Genomic DNA, 24,021 nt, shown 5'->3' on the forward strand with positions numbered 1-24,021 from the left:
GCGTTGCGTCTGGCTGCAATCGGAGGTTAAGCACGCTCGGCTTCGGCCAGTGGAGGGTGTGGCGATCAAGTCGCGCCCTTTTTGAGGAGATGACTGACATGAAGAAGTTTTTGCTCGTTGCCGTCGGCCTGGCGGTGCTCGCCGGCTCGGCTTGCTCCAAGGTGCCTGAGTGCACGGCCGAGGTCGCCACCAAGAAGGCGCAGGACATGGCCGCCGCGCTGCAGGAGGCGATTACCAAGGATCCGTCCAAGGCGGCCGATCTGACGGCCAAGGTGCAAGAGGTGACGACCAAATATCAGGGCACCACGACCCTGGCCGACGCCTGCAAGGCCTATGATGAGGTGACGGCGGCGATCAAGGGCTGATCGTTCCTATCGACGTCTTCAAAAGGAGGCGGTGGCGATGGGCCGCCGTCTCTTTTTGTGTTTGGTTACAGGCGGTTGATACGCGCTCAGTTCGGCGCGATGGAGCCGACTTCGATCGCGTCGACCCGCTTCAGGCTCATGCCGATCACCGGCACCAGCTGGTCCGCGACGCGCACGGCAACCGTCACCGTCATCGAATTGTCGTCGGGGATGCGTGCCTGCATGACGCCGCGCAGCTGGTTGCGGTTGATGGTGAACACCACCTTGCGGGCATCGACCACATTGCCGCCGATGATATCGAGGCCGGCACCGGCCGCGCCGCCCATGAAGGAGCCCTTGTAATCGCGCCCCTTGCGCTCGATCTTGGCCGACATCGGCTGGGTGAACATGCCCACACGGCAGCCGCCGTCGAGCGTCATGCCCATCTTGCCGTCGGGCGTCGAGCCGGTGAAGCTGCAATTGAACTTCGTGCCCTTGTATTTGCCGGCAACGATCTCGCCCGGGCCCACCCACTTGCCTTCGGCGGACCGGAAGAACTGCTTGTCCGGCTCCGCCGCGGACGCCTGTGCGGCAATGCCGGCGACAGTGGTGATCGCAACCGCCAGGGGCAACAGGCTGGACAGAATTACGCTTTTCATCGACGACACCCGGCAACAAAGAGGCTGTTTTGGAACCAGTGCGACCATGAACAAGATTGGTTAATGCTTCGTCACTGCCAAGGTCGTCGTTCACTTGCCAGGCGGGGTGTTCTCGCTTTCCTTCCTGCTTGCGAACGATGTCAGCGCGGAGAGGAAATCACCCAGTCCCGGCCGTTTTGCCGCACTGAAGGGCAGGGGGCGCGCCGTCTCCATCGCGGCGATGCCGATGCGCGCCGTCATCATGCCGTTGACGACGCCTTCGCCGAGCTTGGCGGAGAGGCGCGCAGCCAGGCCGTGGCCGACGATCTGCTGGACGAAACTGTCGCCGACGGCGATCGAACCGGTGACCGCCAGATGCGCCAGCACGCTGCGCGCCAGGCGAAAGAAACCCAGTGTTCCCGGCCGCCCGCCATAGAGTTCCGAAAGGCGCCGGATGAGGCGCCCGGCCTCGAACACGACATAGGCTACGTCGACGAGCGCACGCGGACTGACGGCCGTCACCAGCGACACGCGTTTGGCGGCTTCCAGGATCATGATCTTGGCCCTGGCGTCGAGAGGGCCAAGGATCTCCGCCTCAGCGAGACGCACCAGATTGGCGCCATCGATGATCTCGTCGCGCAGATCGGCCAGCGCGCGCCTGCCCGCAGCCGTTTCGGGTTTGGCCGCGACGAAGGCCGACAGCTCGTCGACCACCAATCGCGCCGCCTTGGGATCGTCGCGTGCAATCGCATCGAGCGCACGTTTCTGCAGCTTTTCGACCTCGGCAAGCCGGGCGATCGCCAGGAACTCGCGAATCAGGATCACCACCAGCGCCAGCACGGCGACGGCAGCCATGCCGGCGGCCAGCCAACCCAGCCACTCGGCGCGCGCGAACAGATCGCGAATGAGCCGATCGGTCCACAGGCCGATGGCCAGCGAAATCAGCACCCCGAACGCGCCGAAGAAGATGGAGCCAAGCAATGAACGTTTCCTGCGAGCGACCGCCGGCGGCGGTTCGGCAGCGACGATGTCCGGCTCGTCGAACACGTCGATCTCCGACGGGATGACCAGCGCGACATCGCTCTTCACCGCGCGGGGCTTGCGCTGTGTGTCGGTCTGGACACGGCGCGCCTCCGGCGCCCCGGCCTGGGCACGGCGCGCCTGCGCCGCGTCCTGCTGCGATGTGGCCTCCGGTTCGATGCGGAATGCCGCCGGCTTGCGGGGCGCGGTCATGCCAGATGGTCTCCGATCAGGAACTGCAAGGCACGGTCGAGCCGGATATGCGGCAGTGACAGCATGACGCCCTCGGCCGTGCGCTCGAGTTTTGGCGGGCGAAAACGCACGAAGCGGATCGCCGGGTCGGTATTGTCCTGCCTGTGCGCTCCCCCGGGAGCTTCGAAGACAGCATCAATTTTCTCCGGTAAATCACCGGGAAATATAGCTGTTTCAGCTTTCCCGTCAAAGGCGTCGCCATTGATCGTCTCGCCCGCGAGCGGTGTGCCGATGATGACCGGCAATGTCTCGCGGCCCTGTTTGACGGTGCCTTCCCGTGTTGCGCGCACCGCCGCCATGGCGACGACGTCGACGCCGGCGCCGGTGAAATTCGCCCGCGCCACGGCGCGGTCTGCCAGCCGCCGCACGATCGCCTGCAAGCGGTCATGGCTGTCGTGATGCAGGTGGTCGGCCTTGGTGGCGGCGATCAGGATACGATCGATGCGCCGCGAGAAAAGATCGGTGAGGAAGCTGCCGCGTCCAGGACGGAAACAGGCGAGGATCTCGGTCACCGCGCGCTCCAGGTCGGCCATGGCGCCGGGGCCGGCGTTCAGCGCCTGCATGGCGTCGATCAGCACGATCTGGCGGTCGAGCCGGGTGACGTGTTCGCGGAAGAAGGGTTTGACGACACGGGTCTTGTAGGCCTCGTAGCGCCTTTCCATCATCGCGTGCAGCGAGCCGCTGCGCGGGCGCTTGTCGCCCAGGCTGGCCAGAGGCGCGAAGGTCAATGCGGGCGAGCCTTCGAGATCGCCAGGCATCAAGAAACGGCCCGGCGGCAAAGTCGAAAGCGCCCGCTCGTCGAGCTTGCAGGCTTTGAGATAGGCGGCGAAATCCTCGGCCAGGCGGCGCGCCGTCATCTCCTCGGCATCGGCGTTCGGGTCGATCTCGGCCGATAGCGCCCGCCAGGCCCGCGACAGGTCCTCGCGCACCGGCAACGCAGCCATTTCAAGGGCTTCGCGCGAAAAATCGGCGAAGGATTTTCCGAGCAGCGGCAGGTCGAGCAGCCATTCGCCGGGATAGTCGACGATGTCGACCGACAGTTTTCCGGAGGAAAACATCCTGTTCCAGCCGGAAGCCGATTCATATTCGATGGTCAGCCGCAATTCGGAGATGGCGCGTGTCGAATCGGGCCAGACGCGGTCGTTCACCAAGGCGGCGATATGGTCCTCGTACTGGAATCGCGGCACCGCGTCGTCGGGCTGCTCTTCGAGGAAAGCGCGCGCGATGCGCCCGGATTTCTGCGCCTCGAACAGCGGCAGGCGCCCGCCATGAATAAGGTTGTGGACCAGCGCCGAGATGAAAACCGTCTTGCCCGCCCTGGAAAGGCCCGTGACGCCCAGCCGCAGCGACGGCGAAAATAGCCCGCTGGCGCGGCCCGAAAGCGTGTCGAGCGCAATTCTCGCCTCGTCGGTGAAAGTGGTCAGCGATGACGCCAAAATTGTCTCTCGATGCTGCGACAGGTCCGATATAGGCGTTGCCGTGCTGGTTTGAAATGCGTCAGAGGTCAGCCGGCGTCAGGAATGCCTCGAGATAGCCGGCACCCTGGGCGGCCCCGGCAAGATCGCCGCTGAAGCGCACGACCGCCAGGCCCGAGGTCGGGAAACCATGATTGAGCATGGCGCGGGCGCTTTCCTCGCCATCGCCGGACACCGCCATGGCGAGATCCTCCGTCATCGGATTGTGGCCGACGAGCAGCATCGAACCCACCCCACCATTGTCCCGGATGAGGCTGAGGTACGCGGCCGCGTCCTCGCTGTAGAGCGCGTCGACGAACAGAACCCGGCCGGTGTCGGCCCGACCGGCCACGCCTTCCAGCGTCTCCTTCGCGCGCCGGGCTGTGGAGCAAAGCGTCAGATCGGGCACATAGGAGCGCGACCGCATGGCGATGCCCATCGCCTCCGCATCAGCGCGGCCGGACGCATCGAGCGGGCGATCGAAATCACGCATGCCGGGCAGCGCCCATCCGGCTTTGGCGTGCCTCAACAGATAAAGCCTGCTCACCCAACCTCCACCGTGCCAACAGCCCGAACCTTGCCGTGATTAGCCATAAGAACGGCGTGGCGCACAATGGCAGTCGTTTTTCGGACATGACGAATCGTCAGCCGGCGGCTGCCAGTTCGAAGGATCCGGTACCTAAGACCAGCCCGAATCACCTCAATCGCGCTCCTCGAGGCAGATTAACAATTGCGTGAATCGGTAATCGATTGCGCTTGTGCAGGCGTTTGACCGCGAATATATAGGCGCCAAATTTGGGGCTGTTTGGGTGAGTCGAATGAACGATGCCGTTACCGCCGATTACGTACCCTCCGAAGACGAGCCGTTCATGAACGAGCGGCAGAAATCCTACTTCCGCTCAAAGCTCGTCACCTGGAAGAACGACATATTGCGCGAAGCGCGCGAAACCCTCGAAATCCTACAGCAGGAAAACGCCAATCATCCCGATCTAGCCGACCGCGCCTCTTCGGAAACCGACCGCGCCATCGAACTCAGGGCGCGCGACCGCCAGCGGAAACTCATCGCAAAGATCGATTCGGCCTTGCAGCGCATCGAGGAAGGCACTTACGGCTATTGCGAGGAGACCGGCGAACCGATCGCGCTGAAGCGGCTGGATGCCCGCCCGATCGCAACCTTGTCCATCGAAGCGCAAGAGCGCCACGAGCGCCGCGAGAAGGTCTATCGCGACGATTAGCCTGCGGTCTGCATTCAAGAAGATTTCAGCGATATCGCTCTCGAAATGGCCGGTTTTCCGGCCATTTCTTTTTTCAGAACCGGGCGATGCGCGCAAAACCCCGATCGGTTTTTCGGACCGGGCACAAGCGCTGCTCATCTTTTCTGGCTGGAGAGTTCGCCCAGAAGCCTGGTCATCTCGTCGTCGAGCGACGGCGGTGTTTTTGCCACCGGCTTATTCGCCGGACTGCTCGAGCGGGGCTGGTCGAGCGAAACCTCGAGTTCCTTCATCAGCGTTTCATCGATGCTTTCCTGCCCCGGCGGTGGTGAAGCCGGCGGCGGGGCATGCCGGACGGCATTGACGTTTGCGGAGCCGTAGGAAGGCAGCGGCGTGACATTGGTCGGCTGATAACCCTGCGCCGCCGGCTTCGGCACCGGCTCCGGAGCGCGCTGGCGGGCGGGTGGCGCTGCACTCACCGGCTGCGGAGCAGGTGCCTGTCTCGCCGGCGCCGGGGTGGGCTGATGCGGACGCGGCTTTGCCACCGCGACAGGCTGCTGCGAACCGCCATCTCCGGTCAGCGCGGGACGGCGTGGCGCAGAAAGGCGGATGTCACGCTCGACGACGACATCGGTGGGGCCGCCGATCAAAAGCAGATGCTCGATGTCGTCGCGGCGCACCAGCACTAGGCGGCGATGGCTGTCGACGGCGGTGGCGTCCATGACCGCAAGCCGCGTCTTGCGGTTCCGGCCGCCCGCGACAAAGGTGCCGAAGGTCAGGTTGCGAACGAGTTTGACGATGATGAGGACGATAACCAGCAGGACCAGCGCCGCGAAGGTCCACAGCAGTGCCGCTACATAGCCGGGGCCCGCTACGCTATCCAGCCATTGCAGCATTGGTTCCCCCTGATCGGTTTGGAAGTGACGCGACACTAGACCGTTGCGGCGGGCTACCGCAAGTTGCCTTTCACGCTTCATGAACAGCTTGAAACACTGGAGGGCTGGCCGACGTCATTTTTATCTGACATTTGCCGCCCGGGCCTTTTCGGGACCAGGAGAATGTGATTCAACCCGACAGGGGCGGGCGTCGGCACACATTGCGGCGAGTATCGGAACACCGGACTTCAAGAGCAGGGGGCACATGGCCAAGGAAACGCGCGGCGATTTCTATCCGGTACCGATCGTCGATCAGAACACGCGGCCGGGCGCCGTTACCCGGCTCGTCATCTTCATTGCCGTCCTGACGGGGGCCGCGATCGTTTTTGGCCTGTTTCGCGAGCGGCTCGGCGACCCTTTCCTGCTGGGCATGCTCGGCGTGCTGGCGATGATCGGCGTCGGCTTCCTGTTCGCCACGGCGATTGGCTTTGTGCAGATCACGCCACGCTCGACGGGCGACGAACTGTCGAAGGCATTCGTCGATTCGATGTCGCAGGGTCTTCTGGTCACGGACACCAAGGGCCGCGTGGTCTATGCCAACCGCGCCTATGCCGACATGACCGGAGCCTCTTCCGCGGCCGACCTGAAGACGGTCGAAGGGCTGCTTTCGGACGTTCCGGAAGCTTCGGTCACCATCTACCGACTGGCCTCCGGTCTGCGTGACGGCCAGCCGGGCGACGGCGAGTTCCGGCTCGCGCAGTCGATCAAGCCTGGCGCTGAGCCAGGCGCGCGCTGGTATCGCGCCCGCGCCCGCGCTTTCAGCGTGCCGGGCCAGCGGCCGCCGATGCTCGCCTGGCAACTTGCCGACATTTCGCAGGAACGCGCCGAGCAGGAGCGTTTCTTCCTGGACCTGCAGAAGGCGATCGATCATCTCGACCACGCGCCCGCCGGCTTCTTTTCCGCCGACCAGGAAGGCCGCGTCACCTATATCAACGCCACGCTCGCCGAATGGCTGGGCATCGACCTTGCCAGCTTCACGCCCGGCGCCGTCTCCCTGCCGGAGATCGTCGCCGGCGACGGCATGGCGCTGGTGCGCTCGGTCAAGGCCGACCCCGGTACGACGCGCAACGCGGTCATCGATCTCGACCTCACGACAATGACGGGCGAGGCGCTGCCGGTGCGCTTCATGCATCGCGTTTCAGCCAGCCGCGAAGGCCTCAACGGTCCGACGCGCACGATCGTGCTCAACCGCACGCAAGGCGAGGACGCCTCGGCGGACCTGCGCGCTTCGGAAGTGCGGTTCACCCGCTTCTTCAACTCGACGCCGATGGCGATCGCCGGCGTCGACGCCAGCGGGCGCATCCTGCGCACCAATGCGCCATTCCTTTCGCTGTTTTCATCGGTCGTCGACCGGGACGCCGTCGACCGCCGCATGCGGCTCGACACGGTCATCCACGAACGTGACCGCCCGGCCTTTGCCGCGGCCTTCGAAAAGGCACGGCAGCGGCAGGCCGATATCGAGCCGATCGACACGCTCCTGCCCGGCAATGAGGAGCGCCACATCCGTTTTTACGTCAATGCGGTCGCCGACGGCACAGGCGGCGAGGGGGCCGAGGAGTCGGCCATCGTCTACGCCGTCGAGACGACGGAGCAGAAGGCGCTCGAAGGGCAGATGGCGCAAAGCCAGAAGATGCAGGCCGTCGGCCAGCTTGCCGGCGGCATCGCACACGACTTCAACAATGTGCTGACCGCCATCATCATGGCGTCGGACCTGCTTCTGACCAATCATCGGCCGTCGGACCCATCCTTCCCCGACATCATGAACATCAAGCAGAATGCCAACCGGGCAGCCTCGCTGGTGCGGCAGTTGCTGGCCTTTTCGCGCAAGCAGACGCTGCGGCCGGAAGTGCTGAACCTTACCGACGTGCTCGCCGATCTCAGGATGTTGCTCGCCCGTCTGGTCGGCAACGACATCAAGCTGAAGATCGACCACGGTCGCGATCTCTGGCCGGTCAAGGTCGATATCGGCCAGTTCGAGCAGGTGGTGGTCAACCTGGCGGTCAACGCGCGCGATGCAATGCCGGCGGGCGGCGACCTCACGGTGCGCACCCGCAATGTGACCGCCGAGGAGTGCAAGACCTTTCCCTACCGGGAACTCACTCCGGCGGACTATGTGGTGGCCGAGGTCGAGGACACCGGCAGCGGCATCGCGCCCGACGTGCTGAAGAAGATATTCGAACCGTTCTTCACCACCAAGGAGGTCGGCAAGGGCACCGGCCTTGGCCTGTCCATGGTCTACGGCATCATCAAACAGACCGGCGGCTTTATCTTCTGCGATTCCGAGGTCGGCAAGGGTTCGGTCTTCCGCATCTTCCTGCCGCGCCACATCGCCGAGGCAAAGAAGGCAGGCGAACCCGGGGAAGCACCGGCAGCGGTGCCTGCCAAGTCGGCAGAGACAGGCAAGGATTTGTCCGGGTCGGCCACGGTGCTGCTGGTCGAGGACGAGGATGCGGTGCGCATGGGCGGCATGCGGGCTCTGACCTCGCGCGGCTATACCGTGCACGAGGCGTCCTCCGGGGTCGAGGCGCTGGAAGTGTTCGAAGCGCTCGGCGGCAAGGTCGACATTGTGGTTTCGGATGTGGTGATGCCGGAGATGGACGGGCCGACGCTGCTCGGCGAGTTGCGCAAGCGCCAGCCGGACATCAAGTTCGTCTTCGTGTCCGGCTATGCCGAGGATGCATTCGCCAGGAACCTGCCGGCGGACGCGCATTTCGGATTCCTGCCGAAACCGTTTTCGCTCAAGCAGTTGGCAACGATCGTCAAGGACATGCTGGAGTCTTAGGCCGTGAACCCATAAATCGGGAAATGGCCGAGATTGGTGGTTCCCGGAGGGCAGCTTAGGAGGCGGAATCGCCGAATAGCGGCCGTTCAGCAAATCCGAGCAGCAAGGTTTTTGCGATCTCTCGCGCCTTCGAGGCAAGCGCCTCATCCGGCAGTTCGCCGGCGGTCCAGAATGACAGGACCCCACGAAAGGCAAATGCGAGCTGTTCCGGCAGACTGCGCAGCGCCTTCTGCCTGCCGGCCGCGATCAAGCCTTCGCCCGCTCCAAGGGCCAGCGACCACAAGGTTGTGGAGTGCGCCAGGACCTTTCCGGGGGACGGGCCGGCCGTGCCGATCCATCCCATCACGGCCCGGTTTATCTCCGGCTCCTCCAACATTACCTCGACCGCGGTATCGATGGCCAACAGCACGCGGCCTGCGGCATCGGCAGGCGGTGACATCCCGGCAAAGCGCTGGGCCATCGTATCGATCCGCCGCCGCGAAAGGGCATGCATGATCGCGGCCTTGCTCCCGAACTGATTGAACGGCGTCGCGAAACTGACTCCGGCTTCGGTGGCGAGGTCGCGCATCGAGAAACCGGCCTTACCCTGTCGGAGCAGTCGCTCCGCCGCATCGATCACACGCCGGCGAAGCGGCTCACCCCGCGTGGCGGTCGGAGCAACCTTGGTCTTGTTTGGTGTCATGCTGTTATCTATATCATGATATAGTTTTCAATCATAGCCCGGAGTGAACCATGACTTCCACCCCTAAGACATTCCTCATCACCGGTGTCAGCTCCGGGCTGGGGCGAGCATTTGCAAGAGGCGCGCTTGAAGCGGGCCATCGGGTGATCGGCACCGTGCGGCGGGAAGCCGACGCCGAGATCTTCGCCGCGCTCGCGCCCGATCGCGCCCACCCGCTCTTGCTGGACGTGACCGATTTCGAGACGGTCCCGGCGGCTGTCACCGCGGCGGAACGGCAGGCGGGTCCAATCGACGTGCTGGTGAACAACGCCGGTTACGGCCATGAGGGCGTGCTGGAGGAGTCGTCCCTGGACGATCTCCAGCGCCAGTTCGCCGCCAACGTCTTCGGGCCCGTCGCGATGATCAAGGCGGTGCTGCCGGGCATGCGCGAGCGGCGTCGCGGCCATATCATCAACGTCACGTCCATGGGCGGCTTCATCACCATGCCCGGGATCACCTTCTATTGCGGAAGCAAATTCGCGCTCGAAGGCATTTCCGAAGCGCTCGGCAAGGAAGTGGCAGGCTTTGGAATTCGGGTGACGGCGCTCGCTCCCGGCCAATTCCGCACGGATTGGGCCGGACGCTCGATGGATCGCACGCCGCGCAGCATTGCCGACTATGACGCGGTCATGGACCCGATCCGCGCCGCGCGACAGGCCAAGAGCGGCAACCAACCGGGCGATCCGGCCAAGGCCGCGCAGGCGTTGCTCGTGCTGGTCGATGCCGCGAACCCGCCGGTACGGCTGTTCCTGGGCGACGATGCGCTGGGGCTGGTCGACCAGAAGCTCGACGCGATGCGGAGCGAAATCAGCGCGTGGGAGGAGCTTTCGCGATCAACCAGCTTCGCATCATGAGCGCTTGGAGTGCGTCGGCTGATGAAGACGCGCCGCGCGTTTTCATCAGCCTGCAATTGGGGCGGCTCGGCCTGACTGCCGGCCGAACATCCCGCCGAAGAGCAACCAAGTGAAGCCTTGCTTCAGCGGGCGGCTCTATCGCGAGCGCAACCTGATCGAGCGGTTCTCCTCCAAGCTGAAGCACTTCCGGCGTGTCGCCACCGCTACGACTTTGATAGAGTCGCCGACCGGTTTAACTCTTTGTTTTCGTGATATTGTCGTCCTGAAACGAAGTTTCCGTGTATTAGCGTTCCCGAATGCCTCTTGCGCAATACTGCGACAAGGCCATGATTGTGGATGAAACGGCAGGGACGAGCTGTTGACGCCACACATCGAAGCCAGCGAGGGTGACTACGCCGACATTGTGCTGTTGCCGGGCGACCCCCAGCGCGCCGAATGGATGGCCATGACATTCCTGGAGGCCCCACGCTGCATCAACCGCCGGCGCGGTGCCCTTGGCTTCACTGGCCTGTTTCGTGGTCAGCCGGTCAGCATCCAGGCGACCGGCATCGGCGTATCCTCCTTTCTGATCTATGCGCATGAGCTGCTGGACGGCTACGGTGTGCGGACTTTGATCCGTACCGGCACCTGCGGCGGGCTGACCGCTGAGGTAAAACTACGCAGCCTCGTCATCTCGCAATCGGTGCGGCCCGAAAGCGCCCGAAGCGGTCAGGTTTTCGGCCTCTATGACGCTGCAGCCGGGCCGGACCCGGCGCTGTTTGCTCGCGCATTGGCGAAGGCGGCCGAACTCGGCATCGACCATCGTGCCGGGCTGACGGCATGCAGCGACGTCTTCCACCATCCGCAGGGACGCGCCCGTTTTGCCGATGCGCAGGCAGCCGGCGCGCTGGCCGTGGACATGGAGACCAGTGCGCTCTATCGCATTTCCAGGCATTTCGGGGCCCGTGCGCTATCGATCTGCACGGTGGTCGACGATATCGACAGCGGCGAACAGACCCAATATGCAGAGCGCCAGGATCTTTTTACCGACATGACGCGGCTGGCGCTGGAAATCGCCGCCGCCGATCGGCCCGGTGCGTGATAGGCCCGCCGAGCCGCCCCAGTTCCTGATGCATTCCGAACACAAAGCCGGGGGGCACTTTTCTGGATTCTTCAGGCGGCTTCCCATTTCGGCGGCATCTGGTCTTCCATACCCGGCCGGTGGCTGCGCAGATAGAGCGCGCAGGTGGTGCGCAGCATGGAGGCGAAGTTGGGAATCTCGCCATTGATCTCGATGGCCTCGTCATAGAGTTTCGAGATGAATTTCGGCGTCGTCAGGTCCTGGCTTTCGGCGATTTCGTCGAGCAGTGCCCAAAACGTCGCCTCAAGCTGGATGCTGGTCGAATATCCGTCGATGCGGATCGACCGGTTGATCTGACGATAACCTTCGGGATCCTGGGCCGCAAATACCCTGCACATCCGACAACCTCCCACGTTCGTTGATTTTTGGCGTTGATTTTGGGTGGACAGATGCTTTTGCCGCCAGAGGCGACGCGGCCTTTGTCCCCAACAGCATTCTCCGGCAAAATCGGCTGAACAGCAATCGGACTTTCGTCCTTGCGATTGTCAGGCGAGTCGATCTTCGGAGCGTGGTAACCGGCTGCCACCATCTTTTGCCGTCGCCGCGCATAATCATCTTCGAAGCATCGAGTGGCGAGGACTGATTTGGCGAAGGCAATCCACACCATGATCCGGGTTCTCGACGAGACCCGCTCCGTCGATTTCTACAGAAATGCCTTCGGCCTCGATGTCGCCGAAAGGCTGGATTTCGACACGTTCACGCTCATCTACCTCAGCAATGCCGAGACGCAATTCGAAGTCGAACTGACCGTGAACAAGGGTCGGCAGGAGCCTTATGCGCTTGGCGATGGCTACGGCCATCTCGCGGTTTCGGTCGTCGATCTCGACGGCGAGCACGACCGGCTCGGCGCGCTCGGCCTCAACCCGAAGAAGATCGTCGAATTCAACCGTGACGGTTCGCTGATCGCACGCTTCTTCTTCATCGAGGATCCGGACGGCTACAGGATCGAGGTTCTGCAACGAGGAGGCAGGTTCCAGTAGAGATCGCGGCCGCGTGTGCGCGGCGCCAGCCAAGGCATCCCATGGATGCAACCAGCAAGCAGGGAGGAAAATATGGTCACGATCTATGAAAGCAGGCCCGGGCTTTCGCGGCGCGAGCTTCTGAAGCGCGGCGGCGTCGGAGCCTTGCTCGTCATTTCCGGCAGCGCGGTCATCAGCCCGGAACATGCCTGGGGCCTCGAAACGTCGGCGCTGAAGCCGGAGACGATGGCGACGCTGATCCAAATGGGGCGGGACGTCTACCCGCACGATCAGCTTCCCGACAAATATTACGCCATCGCGGTCAAGAGCCATGACGATCAGGCCGGCAAGGATGCCGCACATAGGGATCTCATCGAGAACGGCATCGCCGATCTCGACAAGAGGTCCGGCAAGGGCGGCTACCGGAACCTTGGTTGGGAGGATCAGCGTGTCGCAGTGCTGAAGCAGGTCGAAGCCACGCCTTTCTTCCAGGCGGTGCGCGGGGGCCTCGTCGTCAGCCTCTACAACCAGAAGGAGGTCTGGCCGGTCTTTGGCTATGAGGGCGAATCCTATTCCAAGGGCGGCTATATCGCGCGCGGCTTCGACGACATCGAGTGGCTCTGAGCCGCTCCTCTCGTCACCCAGCAAAATCGAAATCATGGGAGGAAACCATGGCAGCAGCATTTGATCTGAAAAACGACAATTTGGTCGTCATCATCGGCTCGGGAGCCGGCGGCGGCACACTCGGCAATGAACTCGCCCAGAAGGGCATCGACGTCGTGATCCTGGAGGCCGGCGCTCGCCACGAATTCGACGACTTCATCAATGACGAGTGGGACTCCTTTGCCCAACTCGCCTGGAAAGACAAGCGCACCACTTCGGGCGACTGGCGCGTAGCCAGGGATTTTCCGAACCTGCCGGCCTGGATCGTGAAATCGGTCGGCGGCTCGACCACGCACTGGGCCGGCGCTTCGCTGCGCTTCCAGGAGCATGAGTTCAAGACCGCCTCGACCTACGGCAAGGTGGAGGGCGCGAACCTGCTCGATTGGCCGGTGACACTGGCCGAGATGGAGCCTTATTACGCCAAGGCCGAAGCCAAGATGGGCGTCACCGGCACCAATGACTGGCCGAGGCTGCCGGGCAACAATAATTTCAAGCTGTTGAAGGCTGGCGCCGACAAGCTCGGCTACAAGGAATGCCACACCGGCAACATGGCGATCAATTCGGTCGAGCGTGACGACCGGATGTCCTGCCAGCAGACCGGCTTCTGCTTCCAGGGCTGCAAATGGGGCGCCAAATGGTCGACGCTCTACACCGAGATCCCGAAAGGCGAAGCGACAGGCCATCTCGAGGTGAGGCCGAACGCCATGGCCGTCAAGATCAACCATGACGCCTCGGGAAAGGTGACCGGCGTCGTCTATGCCGACAAGGACGGCAAGCTGCAGGAGCAGAAGGCCCGCATCGTCGCCGTCGCCGGCAATTCGATTGAAAGCCCGCGCCTGCTGCTCAATTCGGCTTCGAGCAAGTTCCCTGACGGCCTCGCCAATTCATCGGGGCAGGTGGGCAAGAACTACATGCGCCACACCACCGGCTCGGTTTATGCCATCTTCGACAAACCGGTGCACATGTATCGCGGCACCACGATGGCCGGCATCATCCGCGACGAGGCGCGGCATGATCCATCGCGCGGTTTCGTCGGCGGCTACGAATTCGAGACGCTTTCGCTCGGCCTGCCGTTTATGGCGGCCTTCCTCGATCCCGGCGCTTGGGGCCGCTCCTTCACCACCGCGCTCGACCACTACGACCACATGGCAGGGCTGTGGATCGTCGGCGAGGACATGCCGCGCGAAGAAAACCGCATCACGCTGCATGCCGACGAAAAGGACGAGCACGGCATGCCAATCGCCGATGTGCATTTCGACGATCATCCCAACGATACGGCGATGCGCGATCATGCCTACAAACAGGCCATGGCGCTCTACGACGCGGTTGGAGCGACGCGGACTTTCCCGACGCCGCCCTATCCTTCCACCCATAATCTCGGCACCAACCGGATGAGCGAGAAGGCGGCCGACGGTGTCGTCAACAAGCACGGCCAGACGCACGACATCAAGAACCTGTTCGTTTCCGACGGCAGCCAGTTCACGACAGGCGCGGCCGAGAACCCGACGCTGACGATCGTCTCGCTGGCGATCCGGCAGGCCGATTACATCGCCAGCCAAATGTCAGCGAGAAGCATCTAGTTCCACCTCCCGACTGCCTGCTGGCGCGGAGCCCCGACCGGGGTTCCGCGCCATTTTTCTCGACTTTCAGCCCTTGGTGCAGGTCGAGGCGGTGAAGGCGCCGTCGGGCTGTCTCATGATGATGTCGAATGAGGGCGGGCCCTGGCCATCCAGAGTCGCCTGAGTGAGGGACAACGAGTTGCCGCCGGCGGTGTAGCCGCCGAGTGGTCCCAGCCAGGAGATCACCCCATTTGCGTCCATCTGGTAATTGTAGCCCTGCTGGGCGGTCCCGAAGGTGACTGGGCCGGTATAGACGTTTCCCTTGATGGTGATGTCGCCGAGGTTGAGGAACATGCCGAGCAGGTAGACCTCGCAATGATAAATGCCGTCGGGCATCTTGCCGTCGCTGAAGTCGGCTCGCGCCGCCCCGGTCGCCGCCGCCAGAAACAATAGGCCGGTAGAGATGCGTGAAATTCCGGATGCCATGACGTCGCTCGGTTGAGGGGCGAGCTTGCCCCATTTGTGTGCCGTACCGCAATATTTGTCGCGTGCGGCCCGCGTCCGGAGATCAAAATCTAGGCATTTGGAGAAATTGGACGAAAATTAGGCAAAAACTGTGTGCGCTGCGCAAATTTCTCTCAACCAATTTTTAACCGGGCGCTCACGATTTCTCTAAGTACGATACATCAAGCCGCTGATAACATTGAGCATTAACTCCTCCCGCGAGACCGCCTCGGCGGTTGGCATGGGGGTTGCTTCGTAGTGTTGCGTTGCAATCAATCAGCTTGGGAGTGTCAGGCATGAGGGGTAATTTCTCGACAATAACAAAAATGTTTTCGGCGGGCGTGGTCGCTGCCGGCCTGTCGATGTCGGCGCCCGCGAAAGCGGCCGACGACACGATCAAGGTCGGCATCCTCCATTCGCTGTCCGGCACTATGGCGATTTCGGAGACGACGCTGAAGGATGCCATGCTGATGCTCATCGACGAGCAGAATGCCAAGGGCGGCCTGCTCGGCAGGAAGCTCGAAGCGGTCGTCGTCGATCCGGCGTCCAACTGGCCGCTCTTCGCCGAGAAAGCGCGCGAGCTGATCTCCAAAGACAAGGTCGCGGCGGTGTTCGGCTGCTGGACCTCGGTGTCGCGCAAATCGGTGCTGCCGGTGTTCTCGGAACTCGACAACATCCTGTTCTATCCCGTCCAGTATGAGGGCGAGGAGAGCGAGCGCAACGTGTTCTATACGGGCGCGGCGCCGAACCAGCAGGCCATTCCGGCCGTCGACTATCTGATGAGCGAGGATGGCGGCTCGGTGAAGCGATGGGTGCTGGAAGGCACCGACTATGTCTATCCCCGCACCACCAACAAGATCCTCGAGGCCTATCTGAAGGCCAAGGGCGTCGCGGCGGAAGACATCATGGTCAACTACACGCCGTTCGGTTTCTCGGACTGGCAGACCGAAGTCTCGGCAATCAAGAAGTTCGGTTCGGCCGGCAAGAAGACCGCCGTCGTCTCCACCGTCAACGGCGACGCCAACGTGCCGTTCTACAAGGAACTGGGCAACCAGGGCATCAAGGCCGAGGACATCCCGGTCATGGCCTTCTCGGTCGGCGAGGAGGAGCTTGCCGGTCTCGACACGGCGCCGCTGGTCGGCCATCTCGCCGCCTGGAACTACTTCGAGAGCGTCGACACGCCCGAGAACAAGAAGTTCATCGCCGACTGGCACAAGTTCATCAAGAACGACAAGCGCACCACCAACGACCCGATGGAGGCCCACTATATCGGCTTCAACATGTGGGTGAAGGCGGTCGAGAAGGCCGGCACCACCGATCCGGACAAGGTGATTGACGCCATGGTCGGCGTCTCGGTGCCGAACCTGACCGGCGGCTATTCGACGATGATGCCGAACCATCACATCACCAAGCCGGTGCTGATCGGTGAAATCCAGGCCGACGGCCAGTTCGAGACGGTCTCGCGCACGCCGGGGCTGGTGATGGGCGACGAGTGGTCGGATTACCTGCCCGACTCCAAGGACTTGATCTCCGATTGGCGGGCGCCTCTGTCCTGCGGCAACTTCAATGTCGCCACCGGCAAATGCGGCGGCAAGGGCACAAACTGATCCTCCCGGGCTGGACCTTCAGGTCCATGCCCATGACCGCGAGCGTCCGGACGGTTCCTTCGCCGTCCGGACGTCCAACTCAACCCTGAAGAGTCGCCTGACGCCGATGAACCTTTTCCGCGCACTTGGCCTGACACTGCTGTTCTTGCTGGCGACGCTGTCGTCATCGGGCGCCGGCGAAGCCGATCTGCGTGGCATCATCGCCAAGTTCGCCGCCGCCAAGGGTTTTTCGGAGACGGGAGCTGTCGTTCACGACCTGGCGGCGACCGGCGATCCGGCAGTGGAGCGGCCTCTTGCGGCACTCGCCGATGGCAATCTTTACATCCGCAAGATCGATTCCCTGGTCTTCGTCGGCAAGGAAGGCGGCGAACGGGTCCAGCTTTTCGACCCGCTGAGCGGTGAGCCATCCGGTGAAGCAGCCAAGGACGACATCACCAAGATCAAGGTCAACAACACGCTGCGCCGCACCATCCGCGATGCGCTGGGCACGCTGACGCTTGGCGCCAAGGATCCGGCCGTGCGGCTCGCCGCCGCCGACACCATGTTCAAGACGCCCGATTCCGCAAACATCGAGCCGCTCGACGCTGCGATCGCCAATGAGACGGTCGCCAGTGTCAAGACCTTGCTGGAACAGGCTCGTGCCGCGTCGATCCTGAGCTCGGATCGGCCGGATGCCGACAAGCTCGCGGCAATCGCCTTGATCGGCGCGCGCGGCGACCGCGATGCGGTATCGCTGCTCACCTCGGCAGAGGCCAATGCGTCGGGCGCAGTGAAGGAAGCGGCGACAGCGGCAATCGCCAACATCAATTCGACGCTGGCCCTGTGGGACGCCGGACAGAACATCTGGTACGGCATTTCGCTGGGCTCGGTGCTGCTGCTGGCGGCGATCGGGCTTGCCATCACCTTCGGCGTCATGGGCGTCATCAACATGGCGCATGGCGAGATGGTGATGCTCGGCGCGTACACGACCTTCGTCGTCCAGCAGGTGATCCGTACATCCTTTCCCGGCCTGTTCGACTGGTCGCTGGTGATCGCGCTGCCGCTCGCCTTCCTGGTCGCGGGGCTTGTCGGCCTTGCCATCGAGCGCGGCGTTATCCGCTTCCTCTACGGGCGGCCGCTGGAGACGCTGCTGGCGACATGGGGCGTTTCGCTGATCCTGCAGCAGGCAGTGCGCTCGATCTTCGGGCCAACCAACCAGGAGGTCGGCAATCCCTCCTGGATGTCGGGTTCGTTCGATGTCGGCCAGCTTGCCATCACCTGGAACCGGCTCTGGATCCTGGTCTTCGCGCTTAGCGTCTTTGCCGTGCTGCTCTATGTGATGAAGCGCACCCCCTGGGGCCTACAGATGCGCGCCGTCACCGCCAACCGCCGCATGGCCGCCTCTATGGGCATCAGGACGCCATGGGTCGACGCGCTGACCTTCGCGCTCGGCTCCGGCATTGCCGGCATTGCCGGCGTGGCGCTCAGCCAGATCGACAATGTCTCGCCCAATCTCGGCCGCGGCTACATCATCGACAGTTTCATGGTCGTCGTCTTCGGCGGCGTCGGCAATCTGTGGGGCACGCTGGTCGGCGCCTTTTCGCTGGGCATCGTCAACAAGTTCCTCGAACCCTATGCCGGCGCCGTGCTCGGCAAGATCGTCGTGCTGGTGCTGATCATCCTGTTCATCCAGAAGCGCCCGCGCGGCCTGTTCGCGCTCAAGGGCAGGGCGGTGGAAGCATGATGTCGGGACGCTTCTTCGCCGCGGGCGCGGACCGCCGCATCGCCATCACCATCCTCATTCTGCTGGCGGCGGCCATCATCGTGCCGCTGCTCAACCTGGTTGTTTCGCCTACGAGCGCATTCTACGTTCCACCCTATATCGTGGCGCTGACCGGCAAATATCTCTGCTACGCGCTGCTGGCACTCGCGCTTGATCTTGTCTGGGGCTATTGCGGCATACTCTCGCTCGGCCACGGCGCCTTCTTCGCGCTCGGCGGCTACGCGATGGGCATGTATCTGATGCGCCAGATCGGCTCGCGCGGCGTCTATGGCAACCCGGTCCTGCCTGATTTCATGGTGTTCCTGAACTACAAGGAACTGCCCTGGTTCTGGACCGGCTTCGACCATTTCTGGTTCGCCGGCCTCATGGTGCTTGCGGTACCCGGCCTGCTTGCCTTCGTCTTCGGCTGGTTCGCCTTCCGCAGCCGCGTCACAGGCGTCTATCTCTCCATCATCACACAGGCGATGACCTATGCGCTGCTGCTCGCCTTCTTCCGCAACGACATGGGCTTCGGCGGCAACAACGGCCTGACCGATTTCAAGGACATTCTGGGCTTCAACATCCAGGCCGACGTGACCCGCTCGGCGCTGTTCGCGGCCAGCGCGGTGATGCTTGCGCTCGGCGTCTTCGTCACCTGGGCGATCGTCGGCTCCAAATACGGCAAGCTGCTGATGGCGGTGCGCGATGCCGAAAGCCGCACCCGCTTCCTCGGCTGGCGGGCTGAGAATGTGAAGTTGTTCGCCTTCACGGTTTCAGCTGTCATGGCCGGCGTCGCGGGCGCGCTTTACGTGCCGCAGGTCGGCATCATCAATCCGGGCGAATTCGAACCCTCCAATTCGATCGAGGTGGTGATCTGGGCCGCGGTCGGCGGGCGCGGCACCATCATCGGGCCGATCATCGGTGCGCTGCTGGTCAACACCGGAAAATCCTGGTTCACCGGCGTGCTGCCTGAACTGTGGCTGTTCGCACTCGGCGGCGTGTTCGTCGCCGTGACGCTGCTCTTGCCGAAAGGCATCATCGGCATGTGGGATAGCCGGCGCGGCAACGCCAAGGCGCTGCGTGCGGCATCGTTGGCCGAGGAGGCCGGCGCCGATGGTGAAATCGCGCCATCCAAAGTCGTGCAGTCGGCGGCCAGAACACCCGGCGAATGGTCCTCGTCCAGCCTCGAACCACAGCCGGCGGAGTAACGAGCGATGCCGAAGTCGAACACCATTCTCTATCTCGACGGCGTTTCGGTTTCCTTCGACGGCTTTCGCGCCATCAACAATCTGTCGCTGGTGCTCGACAAGGGCGAGATGCGCGCCATCATCGGCCCCAACGGCGCCGGCAAGACCACGATGATGGACATCGTCACCGGCAAGACACGGCCCGACGAGGGCGAGGTGTTCTTCGACGGCCAGGTCGATCTCACCTGCCATGACGAGGCCGAGATCGCCATGATGGGCATCGGCCGCAAATTCCAGAAGCCGACGGTTTTCGAAAGCCATACGATCGAGGAAAATTTGATGCTGGCGCTGAAGGGGCCGCGCTCGATCTTTCCGGCGCTGTTCCATCGACGCTCGCCCGCCGAGACGCGGCGGATCGATGACATCCTCGGGACCATCCGGCTCGGCGACAAACGCGACGAGCTCGCCGCCAATCTCAGCCATGGGCAGAAGCAGTGGCTGGAGATCGGCATGCTCCTGGCGCAGGACCCGAAGCTGCTGCTGGTCGACGAGCCGGTCGCCGGCATGACCGACGCCGAAACCGAGGAAACCGCGCGCCTGCTCAAGGAGATCGCCCGCGACCATTCAGTGATCGTCGTCGAGCACGACATGCATTTCGTGCGCGAGCTCGGCGTCAAGGTCACCTGCCTGCATGAGGGCTCGGTGCTTTCCGAAGGCACACTCGATTTCGTATCCGCCGATGAACGCGTCGTCGAAGTCTATCTGGGGAGATGAGCATGGTTTGGCGGGTGCAATTCCATCGCTTCGATCTTGCCTTCCTTCGGTTCTGGAGAAGGCGCTGACATGCTCGAAGTTTCCGATGCCACGCTCCACTACGGCGCCGCCCAGGCGCTGCGCGGCGTGTCGCTGAAGGCGGGCGCCGGCAAGATCACTTGCGTGCTCGGCCGCAATGGCGTCGGCAAGACCAGTTTGATGAGATCGATCGTCGGCCACCACAGGCTGACGAGCGGAAGCGTTGCCTTCGAGGGGAAGGCGCTCGACCGGAGCGCGGCGTATGACCGCGCCCGGTCGGGCATCGCATTCGTGCCGCAGGGCAGGGAGATCTTTCCGCTGCTCAGCGTGCGGGAAAACCTTGAATCGGGATTCTCGCCCCTGAAACGGGCCGACCGCAACGTGCCGGCGCATGTTTTCGAATTGTTTCCGGTGCTCAAGCAGATGCTTGGCCGCCGCGGCGGCGATCTCTCCGGCGGCCAGCAGCAGCAGCTCGCCATCGGCAGGGCGCTGGTGATGCGGCCCAAGCTTCTGGTGCTCGATGAGCCGACGGAAGGTATCCAGCCGTCCGTTATCAAGGACATCGGCCGCGCCATCCGCTATTTGCGCGACCAGGCCGGCATTGCGGTTCTTCTCGTGGAGCAATATCTCGACTTCTGCCGCGAACTCGCCGACGAGGTCAACATCATGGACCGCGGCCAGATCGTCCATACTGGTCCTGCGGAAGATCTCGACCGGGCGGATGTCAGGAAGTTCCTGACGGTGTAAATCCATCTCCTGATGAAAGATTGCTCAATCTTTCTTCAACACCCGCTGGCACGCTCAATACTACATGCTAGTCTTCTGATGGCTTTGTGAGTCGGCCGCTTCCGTATCAGTCTGGTTTGTCGCAGATCGAGGTGGGCGACGGGCAAGTTCCGCGCAAGCATGCGTTCCTAGCATCCTCCCTGCGATCTCTGTCGTTCAACGCGTTTGGGCATACAGGCCAAGGGGCAGCCATGGAACGTTACGTCGAGGACTACCAGAAGCGGCGGCTCACAGAGCGCGTCGACATCATCACAGCCATCAACATTCTGAAGTCCCAGGGCTATGACCACGACGAGCTGATCGAGGAGATCACCAAGGTCTTCTATGTCGACCTCGATGCCTTCAATGAAATTGTCATGGCGGCGTAAAAGCCGCATTCGGCCATTCAACAATGATGGGCACGGCATTGATGCGCTTGGTCAGCTAGCGCGCCGGAATGGAGAGGCGGTGACGCGGTTGCGGCCGCCGCGCTTGGCGGCATAGAGCGCCTTGTCGGCGGCGCTAAGCACCTTGTCGAAGCTCAGGCCCTCTTTGGTGCCGAAAGCAAAGCCGGCGCTGACGGTGCACGTCAGGGGACCGTTCTCGGTGTCGATGCGGCGCGCGGCGAACGAGGTCCGTATCGTCTCGGCCGTGTTTTCCACTGTTTCGGGCAAAGTCCGCTTTAGCACCACCGCGAACTCCTCGCCGCCCATGCGCGCGGCGACATCGGTCGGGCGAAGGTTGCCGGCAAGCTCCTTGGCGAACACTTTCAGCACCTCATCGCCCGTCGCGTGGCCGAACTCGTCATTGATGGCCTTGAAGCTATCGAGGTCGAACACGACCACGGCGGTAAAGGCGCCGACGGGAGAATCGCCAAAGAGGTCGAACAGCGCGCGGCGGTTGAGCAGGCCGGTCAGCTGATCCGTCAGCGCGTTGCGGCGGTGATGCCCCGCCAGACGCCCCTGGTTGAGGGCCAGCGACAAGGCGCCGATGCCGGTCATGCTGGCGATGACGACGATGAGGCTGAGATCCTCGGCCCAGTTCCTTGGCGCATGGCTCATGATCAGCTTGCCGTCCCATGCCAAAACCGTCGCGCAGAGCAGGAAGGACATGGCGGTCGCTGAATAGAGTGCGGCGGCGCCGATGGTAAGCGCTGGGGCCTCGGCGCGGCCCTTCCAGTATTCGGCGGCGGTTGCGAACAGGAGCAGGGCCGCGAACAGGTTCTCGAACATGAAGCCGAGCCCGTCATAGCCGAGAGCCATGGGCGGCAGCGCCACCGCCAGCGAAATGCCGCTGCCGATTAAAATCCTGGAGACCGGCGAGCCGCCGCTTCTGAATTGGTAGGCGGCGCCCAGCATCATGGAGAAGCCGACCAGCAGCAAGGTGAAGGTGGCGATGCCGAGGCCGCGCCTGGGCGCGTCGATATAGGCGTCATAGGTGAAGACCTCGCCCACCACCAGCAAGGCGCTGAGCGCCCAGGTGAGCAGGAACTTGTCGGTGCGGGCGGTGAGCCATGTGCCGAACAGCGTCAGGCTCAGGCAGGCAGCGGAGAAACCGACCGCCAGCAGAAGTGAGTTGTAGTCGAGCGACATGCCCCTCGTTCCTTGCCCGCGACGACCCTGCAGCCTGACGTTGCTGGAGTCATGACGCAAGGAAGTGTCGATAAGGTTACGATCGCGGCGAAAAAGCCAAGCTTGCACGGCGTTAGAGGACTACCGCCGACAGGAGCAGAACCGCACCGACCGCCATCATCAGCAGACCCGGCCAATTCTGTGACACGCCTAGGAAACCGAGGCCGCGCCGGCGTGGCTCAAGCGTCGGGGCCTGCGTTGCGAGATTGGGCATCCGTCGATCCGAAGCTGCAGGTGCCGGATCGCTGAGCCGTCCACGCCTGAGAGCTGCGCCCGCCATATACACAACGCCGGCGACGATGAGAAACGCACCGATAAGGATGACAGCCATCCTTCCTCGCTTTTCTGCTGGTTTTCCCGCGCGGGAACCCGCCACCAAGGCAAAACGACGATGACGCCTTGAGGTTCCGACAGAGGCTGTTGACGCCGGCAATTCATGCAAATGGAAATAGCCGCAGAGGCTTGCCGCTTAGCTGGTTTCTGTCACTCGCTTCATCAGCGCCATGGCGCCGAAGGGCGCGCGCACCTTGCCCTCGGTGATGAAGTAGACGAACACGTCGCGCGGTTGCACCGGCGCGTCGGTAGCAGGGTCGGCGCGCCGCAAATCGGCCGGCTGCTTGCCTTCCGCCCAGACCTTGGCCCGCGCCGCCCATTCATCGAGGCCTTTTGGCGTGTAGCAGTCGGGATTGTCATCCGAGCCGGTCTGCAGCCGCGCATAGATGAAATCGCCGGTGATATCGGCGATATCAGGATATTTTGCGTGATCGGCATAGACGATGGCCGCCTTGTATTTGCGCGCGAGCGCCGGGAATTCCGGCACGATGAAACTGTCGTTGCGAACTTCAAGCGCGTGGCGCAACGCGACACCGTCTTGGCTTTCCGGCAACAACTTCAGAAAAGCCTCGAAATCGTCGGGATCGAATTTCTTTGTCGGCGCGAACTGCCAAAGGATCGGCCCAAGCTTATCGCCGAGCGCGGCGACGCCGGAGCCAAGGAAGCGCATCATCGATTCACCGGCTTCGCCCAGCACGCGGCGGTTGGTGACGAAGCGGTTGCCCTTCAGCGAATAGACGAAACCGTCGGGTGCCTCATTGGCCCATTTGACGAAGGTCGGTTCCTTGAAGCTGGAATAGTAGGTGCCGTTGACCTCGATGCTCGGTACCTGCCGGCTGGCGTATTGCAACTGCTTGGCCTTGGGGAGTTTTTCCGGGTAGAAGGACGTGTCCCACGGCTCGAAGGTCCAGCCGCCCATGCCGGCGCGGATTGTTCCCGATTTGCTCAT

The 24,021-nt window shown here is 63.0% G+C and carries 25 protein-coding genes and 1 pseudogene; 15 read left to right on the forward strand and 11 right to left on the reverse strand.

The genetic code is table 11. From position 1 onward, the window contains the following. Nucleotides 1-98: 98 nt before the first annotated feature. Nucleotides 99-365, forward strand: coding sequence for a hypothetical protein (locus tag FJ490_RS26820; protein ID WP_140633146.1), 267 nt, complete (start codon nt 99-101; stop codon nt 363-365). Nucleotides 366-451: 86 nt separating this feature from the next. Here the strand turns inward: FJ490_RS26820 and FJ490_RS26825 are convergent, their stop codons facing one another. The 4 genes from FJ490_RS26825 to FJ490_RS26840 form a co-directional block, all read right to left on the reverse strand. Next, nucleotides 452-1,003, reverse strand: a complete 552-nt coding sequence (locus FJ490_RS26825; RefSeq protein ID WP_140498896.1) for a hypothetical protein — start codon at nt 1,001-1,003, stop codon at nt 452-454. A gap of 90 nt (nt 1,004-1,093) precedes the next feature. Further along, nucleotides 1,094-2,215: a TIGR01620 family protein gene (locus FJ490_RS26830; protein WP_140729215.1), complete on the reverse strand. Its 1,122-nt coding sequence runs from the start codon at nt 2,213-2,215 to the stop codon at nt 1,094-1,096. Further along, entirely contained in the window at nt 2,212-3,690 is a 1,479-nt protein-coding gene (locus FJ490_RS26835) for a YcjX family protein (RefSeq protein WP_140729214.1), read from the reverse strand. Before FJ490_RS26835 ends, FJ490_RS26830 begins: the two co-directional genes overlap by 4 nt. Nucleotides 3,691-3,751: 61 nt before the next feature. After that, nucleotides 3,752-4,255 (reverse strand): histidine phosphatase family protein, encoded by a 504-nt coding sequence (locus FJ490_RS26840; protein ID WP_140498890.1) that lies wholly within the window; start codon nt 4,253-4,255, stop codon nt 3,752-3,754. A 271-nt stretch (nt 4,256-4,526) separates the two neighbouring features. On the opposite strand from FJ490_RS26840, the gene dksA reads away from it, so the two are divergent. Beyond that, nucleotides 4,527-4,943 carry an RNA polymerase-binding protein DksA gene (dksA, locus tag FJ490_RS26845; RefSeq protein ID WP_140498888.1) on the forward strand — a complete coding sequence of 139 codons (417 nt, stop codon included), beginning with the start codon at nt 4,527-4,529 and terminating at the stop codon, nt 4,941-4,943. Between the two features lie 134 nt (nt 4,944-5,077). On the opposite strand, the gene FJ490_RS26850 is transcribed toward dksA, so the two are convergent. Then, nucleotides 5,078-5,815 carry a flagellar biosynthetic protein FliO gene (locus FJ490_RS26850; protein WP_181165356.1) on the reverse strand — a complete coding sequence of 246 codons (738 nt, stop codon included), beginning with the start codon at nt 5,813-5,815 and terminating at the stop codon, nt 5,078-5,080. Between the two features lie 244 nt (nt 5,816-6,059). Between FJ490_RS26850 and FJ490_RS26855 the strand changes: the two genes are divergently transcribed. Next, complete coding sequence (locus FJ490_RS26855; protein WP_140515292.1) at nt 6,060-8,636, forward strand: response regulator; 2,577 nt, start codon at nt 6,060-6,062, stop codon at nt 8,634-8,636. A gap of 55 nt (nt 8,637-8,691) precedes the next feature. On the opposite strand, the gene FJ490_RS26860 is transcribed toward FJ490_RS26855, so the two are convergent. Then, on the reverse strand, nt 8,692-9,318 hold the full coding sequence (locus FJ490_RS26860; protein WP_140674552.1) for a TetR/AcrR family transcriptional regulator: 627 nt from the start codon (nt 9,316-9,318) through the stop codon (nt 8,692-8,694). 50 nt (nt 9,319-9,368) lie between these two features. Here FJ490_RS26860 and FJ490_RS26865 point away from each other — a divergent pair, with 50 nt between their 5' ends. From FJ490_RS26865 to FJ490_RS26875, 3 genes and pseudogenes are all read left to right on the forward strand, one after another. Continuing rightward, nucleotides 9,369-10,211, forward strand: a complete 843-nt coding sequence (locus FJ490_RS26865; RefSeq protein ID WP_140584351.1) for an oxidoreductase — start codon at nt 9,369-9,371, stop codon at nt 10,209-10,211. A gap of 82 nt (nt 10,212-10,293) precedes the next feature. Next, nucleotides 10,294-10,413 (forward strand): annotated as a pseudogene (locus FJ490_RS26870) (IS5/IS1182 family transposase); the annotation flags it as partial. 156 nt (nt 10,414-10,569) lie between these two features. Beyond that, a complete protein-coding gene (locus FJ490_RS26875; protein WP_140525366.1) occupies nt 10,570-11,292 on the forward strand; it encodes a DeoD-type purine-nucleoside phosphorylase in 723 nt (240 codons plus the stop codon). A gap of 71 nt (nt 11,293-11,363) precedes the next feature. Here FJ490_RS26875 and FJ490_RS26880 read toward each other — a convergent pair whose 3' ends face one another. Beyond that, nucleotides 11,364-11,669 carry a ribbon-helix-helix domain-containing protein gene (locus FJ490_RS26880; protein ID WP_140498878.1) on the reverse strand — a complete coding sequence of 102 codons (306 nt, stop codon included), beginning with the start codon at nt 11,667-11,669 and terminating at the stop codon, nt 11,364-11,366. Between the two features lie 246 nt (nt 11,670-11,915). On the opposite strand from FJ490_RS26880, the gene FJ490_RS26885 reads away from it, so the two are divergent. The 3 genes from FJ490_RS26885 (at nt 11,916) to FJ490_RS26895 (ending at nt 14,533) form a co-directional block, all read left to right on the forward strand. Continuing rightward, a complete protein-coding gene (locus FJ490_RS26885) occupies nt 11,916-12,311 on the forward strand; it encodes a VOC family protein (RefSeq protein ID WP_140498876.1) in 396 nt (131 codons plus the stop codon). 72 nt (nt 12,312-12,383) lie between these two features. Further along, nucleotides 12,384-12,914: a gluconate 2-dehydrogenase subunit 3 family protein gene (locus FJ490_RS26890; RefSeq protein ID WP_140515296.1), complete on the forward strand. Its 531-nt coding sequence runs from the start codon at nt 12,384-12,386 to the stop codon at nt 12,912-12,914. Between the two features lie 47 nt (nt 12,915-12,961). After that, the gene (locus tag FJ490_RS26895) at nt 12,962-14,533 is read left to right on the forward strand and encodes a GMC family oxidoreductase (RefSeq protein ID WP_140656363.1); all 1,572 of its coding nucleotides are present in this window, start codon (nt 12,962-12,964) and stop codon (nt 14,531-14,533) included. A gap of 66 nt (nt 14,534-14,599) precedes the next feature. Here FJ490_RS26895 and FJ490_RS26900 read toward each other — a convergent pair whose 3' ends face one another. Continuing rightward, nucleotides 14,600-14,998 carry a hypothetical protein gene (locus FJ490_RS26900; RefSeq protein WP_140498872.1) on the reverse strand — a complete coding sequence of 133 codons (399 nt, stop codon included), beginning with the start codon at nt 14,996-14,998 and terminating at the stop codon, nt 14,600-14,602. 314 nt (nt 14,999-15,312) lie between these two features. On the opposite strand from FJ490_RS26900, the gene urtA reads away from it, so the two are divergent. The 6 genes from urtA (at nt 15,313) to FJ490_RS26930 (ending at nt 21,497) form a co-directional block, all read left to right on the forward strand. After that, on the forward strand, nt 15,313-16,623 hold the full coding sequence (urtA, locus tag FJ490_RS26905) for an urea ABC transporter substrate-binding protein (RefSeq protein WP_140729213.1): 1,311 nt from the start codon (nt 15,313-15,315) through the stop codon (nt 16,621-16,623). A 106-nt stretch (nt 16,624-16,729) separates the two neighbouring features. Next, nucleotides 16,730-18,346: an urea ABC transporter permease subunit UrtB gene (gene urtB / locus FJ490_RS26910; protein WP_140729212.1), complete on the forward strand. Its 1,617-nt coding sequence runs from the start codon at nt 16,730-16,732 to the stop codon at nt 18,344-18,346. Further along, the gene (gene urtC / locus FJ490_RS26915; protein ID WP_140664310.1) at nt 18,343-19,572 is read left to right on the forward strand and encodes an urea ABC transporter permease subunit UrtC; all 1,230 of its coding nucleotides are present in this window, start codon (nt 18,343-18,345) and stop codon (nt 19,570-19,572) included. The genes urtB and urtC overlap by 4 nt, the downstream gene beginning before the upstream one ends. A 6-nt stretch (nt 19,573-19,578) precedes the next feature. Beyond that, nucleotides 19,579-20,325 carry an urea ABC transporter ATP-binding protein UrtD gene (urtD, locus tag FJ490_RS26920; RefSeq protein WP_140664313.1) on the forward strand — a complete coding sequence of 249 codons (747 nt, stop codon included), beginning with the start codon at nt 19,579-19,581 and terminating at the stop codon, nt 20,323-20,325. Nucleotides 20,326-20,394: 69 nt separating this feature from the next. Continuing rightward, nucleotides 20,395-21,090: an urea ABC transporter ATP-binding subunit UrtE gene (gene urtE, locus FJ490_RS26925; protein ID WP_140557767.1), complete on the forward strand. Its 696-nt coding sequence runs from the start codon at nt 20,395-20,397 to the stop codon at nt 21,088-21,090. 230 nt (nt 21,091-21,320) lie between these two features. Next, complete coding sequence (locus FJ490_RS26930) at nt 21,321-21,497, forward strand: hypothetical protein (RefSeq protein ID WP_140498860.1); 177 nt, start codon at nt 21,321-21,323, stop codon at nt 21,495-21,497. Between the two features lie 51 nt (nt 21,498-21,548). On the opposite strand, the gene FJ490_RS26935 is transcribed toward FJ490_RS26930, so the two are convergent. From FJ490_RS26935 to FJ490_RS26945, 3 genes are all read right to left on the reverse strand, one after another. Continuing rightward, entirely contained in the window at nt 21,549-22,700 is a 1,152-nt protein-coding gene (locus tag FJ490_RS26935) for a GGDEF domain-containing protein (RefSeq protein ID WP_140664316.1), read from the reverse strand. A gap of 112 nt (nt 22,701-22,812) precedes the next feature. Then, complete coding sequence (locus FJ490_RS33355) at nt 22,813-23,070, reverse strand: hypothetical protein (protein WP_140564488.1); 258 nt, start codon at nt 23,068-23,070, stop codon at nt 22,813-22,815. 138 nt (nt 23,071-23,208) lie between these two features. Continuing rightward, entirely contained in the window at nt 23,209-24,021 is an 813-nt protein-coding gene (locus tag FJ490_RS26945; protein ID WP_140515303.1) for a DUF72 domain-containing protein, read from the reverse strand.

The sequence above is a fragment of the Mesorhizobium sp. B2-5-11 genome, from assembly GCF_006440835.1.
GTDB lineage: Bacteria > Pseudomonadota > Alphaproteobacteria > Rhizobiales > Rhizobiaceae > Mesorhizobium.

Coding starts and splice junctions, on each gene's coding strand:
- dksA (WP_140498888.1), top strand. CDS start 4,527: ATGAACGATGCCGTTACCGCCGATTACGTACCCTCCGAAGACGAGCCG.
- urtA (WP_140729213.1), top strand. CDS start 15,313: ATGAGGGGTAATTTCTCGACAATAACAAAAATGTTTTCGGCGGGCGTG.
- FJ490_RS26820 (WP_140633146.1), top strand. CDS start 99: ATGAAGAAGTTTTTGCTCGTTGCCGTCGGCCTGGCGGTGCTCGCCGGC.
- FJ490_RS26945 (WP_140515303.1), bottom strand. CDS start 24,021: ATGAGCAAATCGGGAACAATCCGCGCCGGCATGGGCGGCTGGACCTTC.
- FJ490_RS26850 (WP_181165356.1), bottom strand. CDS start 5,815: ATGCTGCAATGGCTGGATAGCGTAGCGGGCCCCGGCTATGTAGCGGCA.
- FJ490_RS33355 (WP_140564488.1), bottom strand. CDS start 23,070: ATGGCTGTCATCCTTATCGGTGCGTTTCTCATCGTCGCCGGCGTTGTG.
- FJ490_RS26855 (WP_140515292.1), top strand. CDS start 6,060: ATGGCCAAGGAAACGCGCGGCGATTTCTATCCGGTACCGATCGTCGAT.
- FJ490_RS26930 (WP_140498860.1), top strand. CDS start 21,321: ATGGAACGTTACGTCGAGGACTACCAGAAGCGGCGGCTCACAGAGCGC.
- urtE (WP_140557767.1), top strand. CDS start 20,395: ATGCTCGAAGTTTCCGATGCCACGCTCCACTACGGCGCCGCCCAGGCG.
- FJ490_RS26830 (WP_140729215.1), bottom strand. CDS start 2,215: ATGACCGCGCCCCGCAAGCCGGCGGCATTCCGCATCGAACCGGAGGCC.
- FJ490_RS26895 (WP_140656363.1), top strand. CDS start 12,962: ATGGCAGCAGCATTTGATCTGAAAAACGACAATTTGGTCGTCATCATC.
- FJ490_RS26935 (WP_140664316.1), bottom strand. CDS start 22,700: ATGTCGCTCGACTACAACTCACTTCTGCTGGCGGTCGGTTTCTCCGCT.
- FJ490_RS26880 (WP_140498878.1), bottom strand. CDS start 11,669: ATGTGCAGGGTATTTGCGGCCCAGGATCCCGAAGGTTATCGTCAGATC.
- FJ490_RS26890 (WP_140515296.1), top strand. CDS start 12,384: ATGGTCACGATCTATGAAAGCAGGCCCGGGCTTTCGCGGCGCGAGCTT.
- FJ490_RS26900 (WP_140498872.1), bottom strand. CDS start 14,998: ATGGCATCCGGAATTTCACGCATCTCTACCGGCCTATTGTTTCTGGCG.
- urtC (WP_140664310.1), top strand. CDS start 18,343: ATGATGTCGGGACGCTTCTTCGCCGCGGGCGCGGACCGCCGCATCGCC.
- FJ490_RS26860 (WP_140674552.1), bottom strand. CDS start 9,318: ATGACACCAAACAAGACCAAGGTTGCTCCGACCGCCACGCGGGGTGAG.
- FJ490_RS26825 (WP_140498896.1), bottom strand. CDS start 1,003: ATGAAAAGCGTAATTCTGTCCAGCCTGTTGCCCCTGGCGGTTGCGATC.
- FJ490_RS26865 (WP_140584351.1), top strand. CDS start 9,369: ATGACTTCCACCCCTAAGACATTCCTCATCACCGGTGTCAGCTCCGGG.
- urtB (WP_140729212.1), top strand. CDS start 16,730: ATGAACCTTTTCCGCGCACTTGGCCTGACACTGCTGTTCTTGCTGGCG.
- urtD (WP_140664313.1), top strand. CDS start 19,579: ATGCCGAAGTCGAACACCATTCTCTATCTCGACGGCGTTTCGGTTTCC.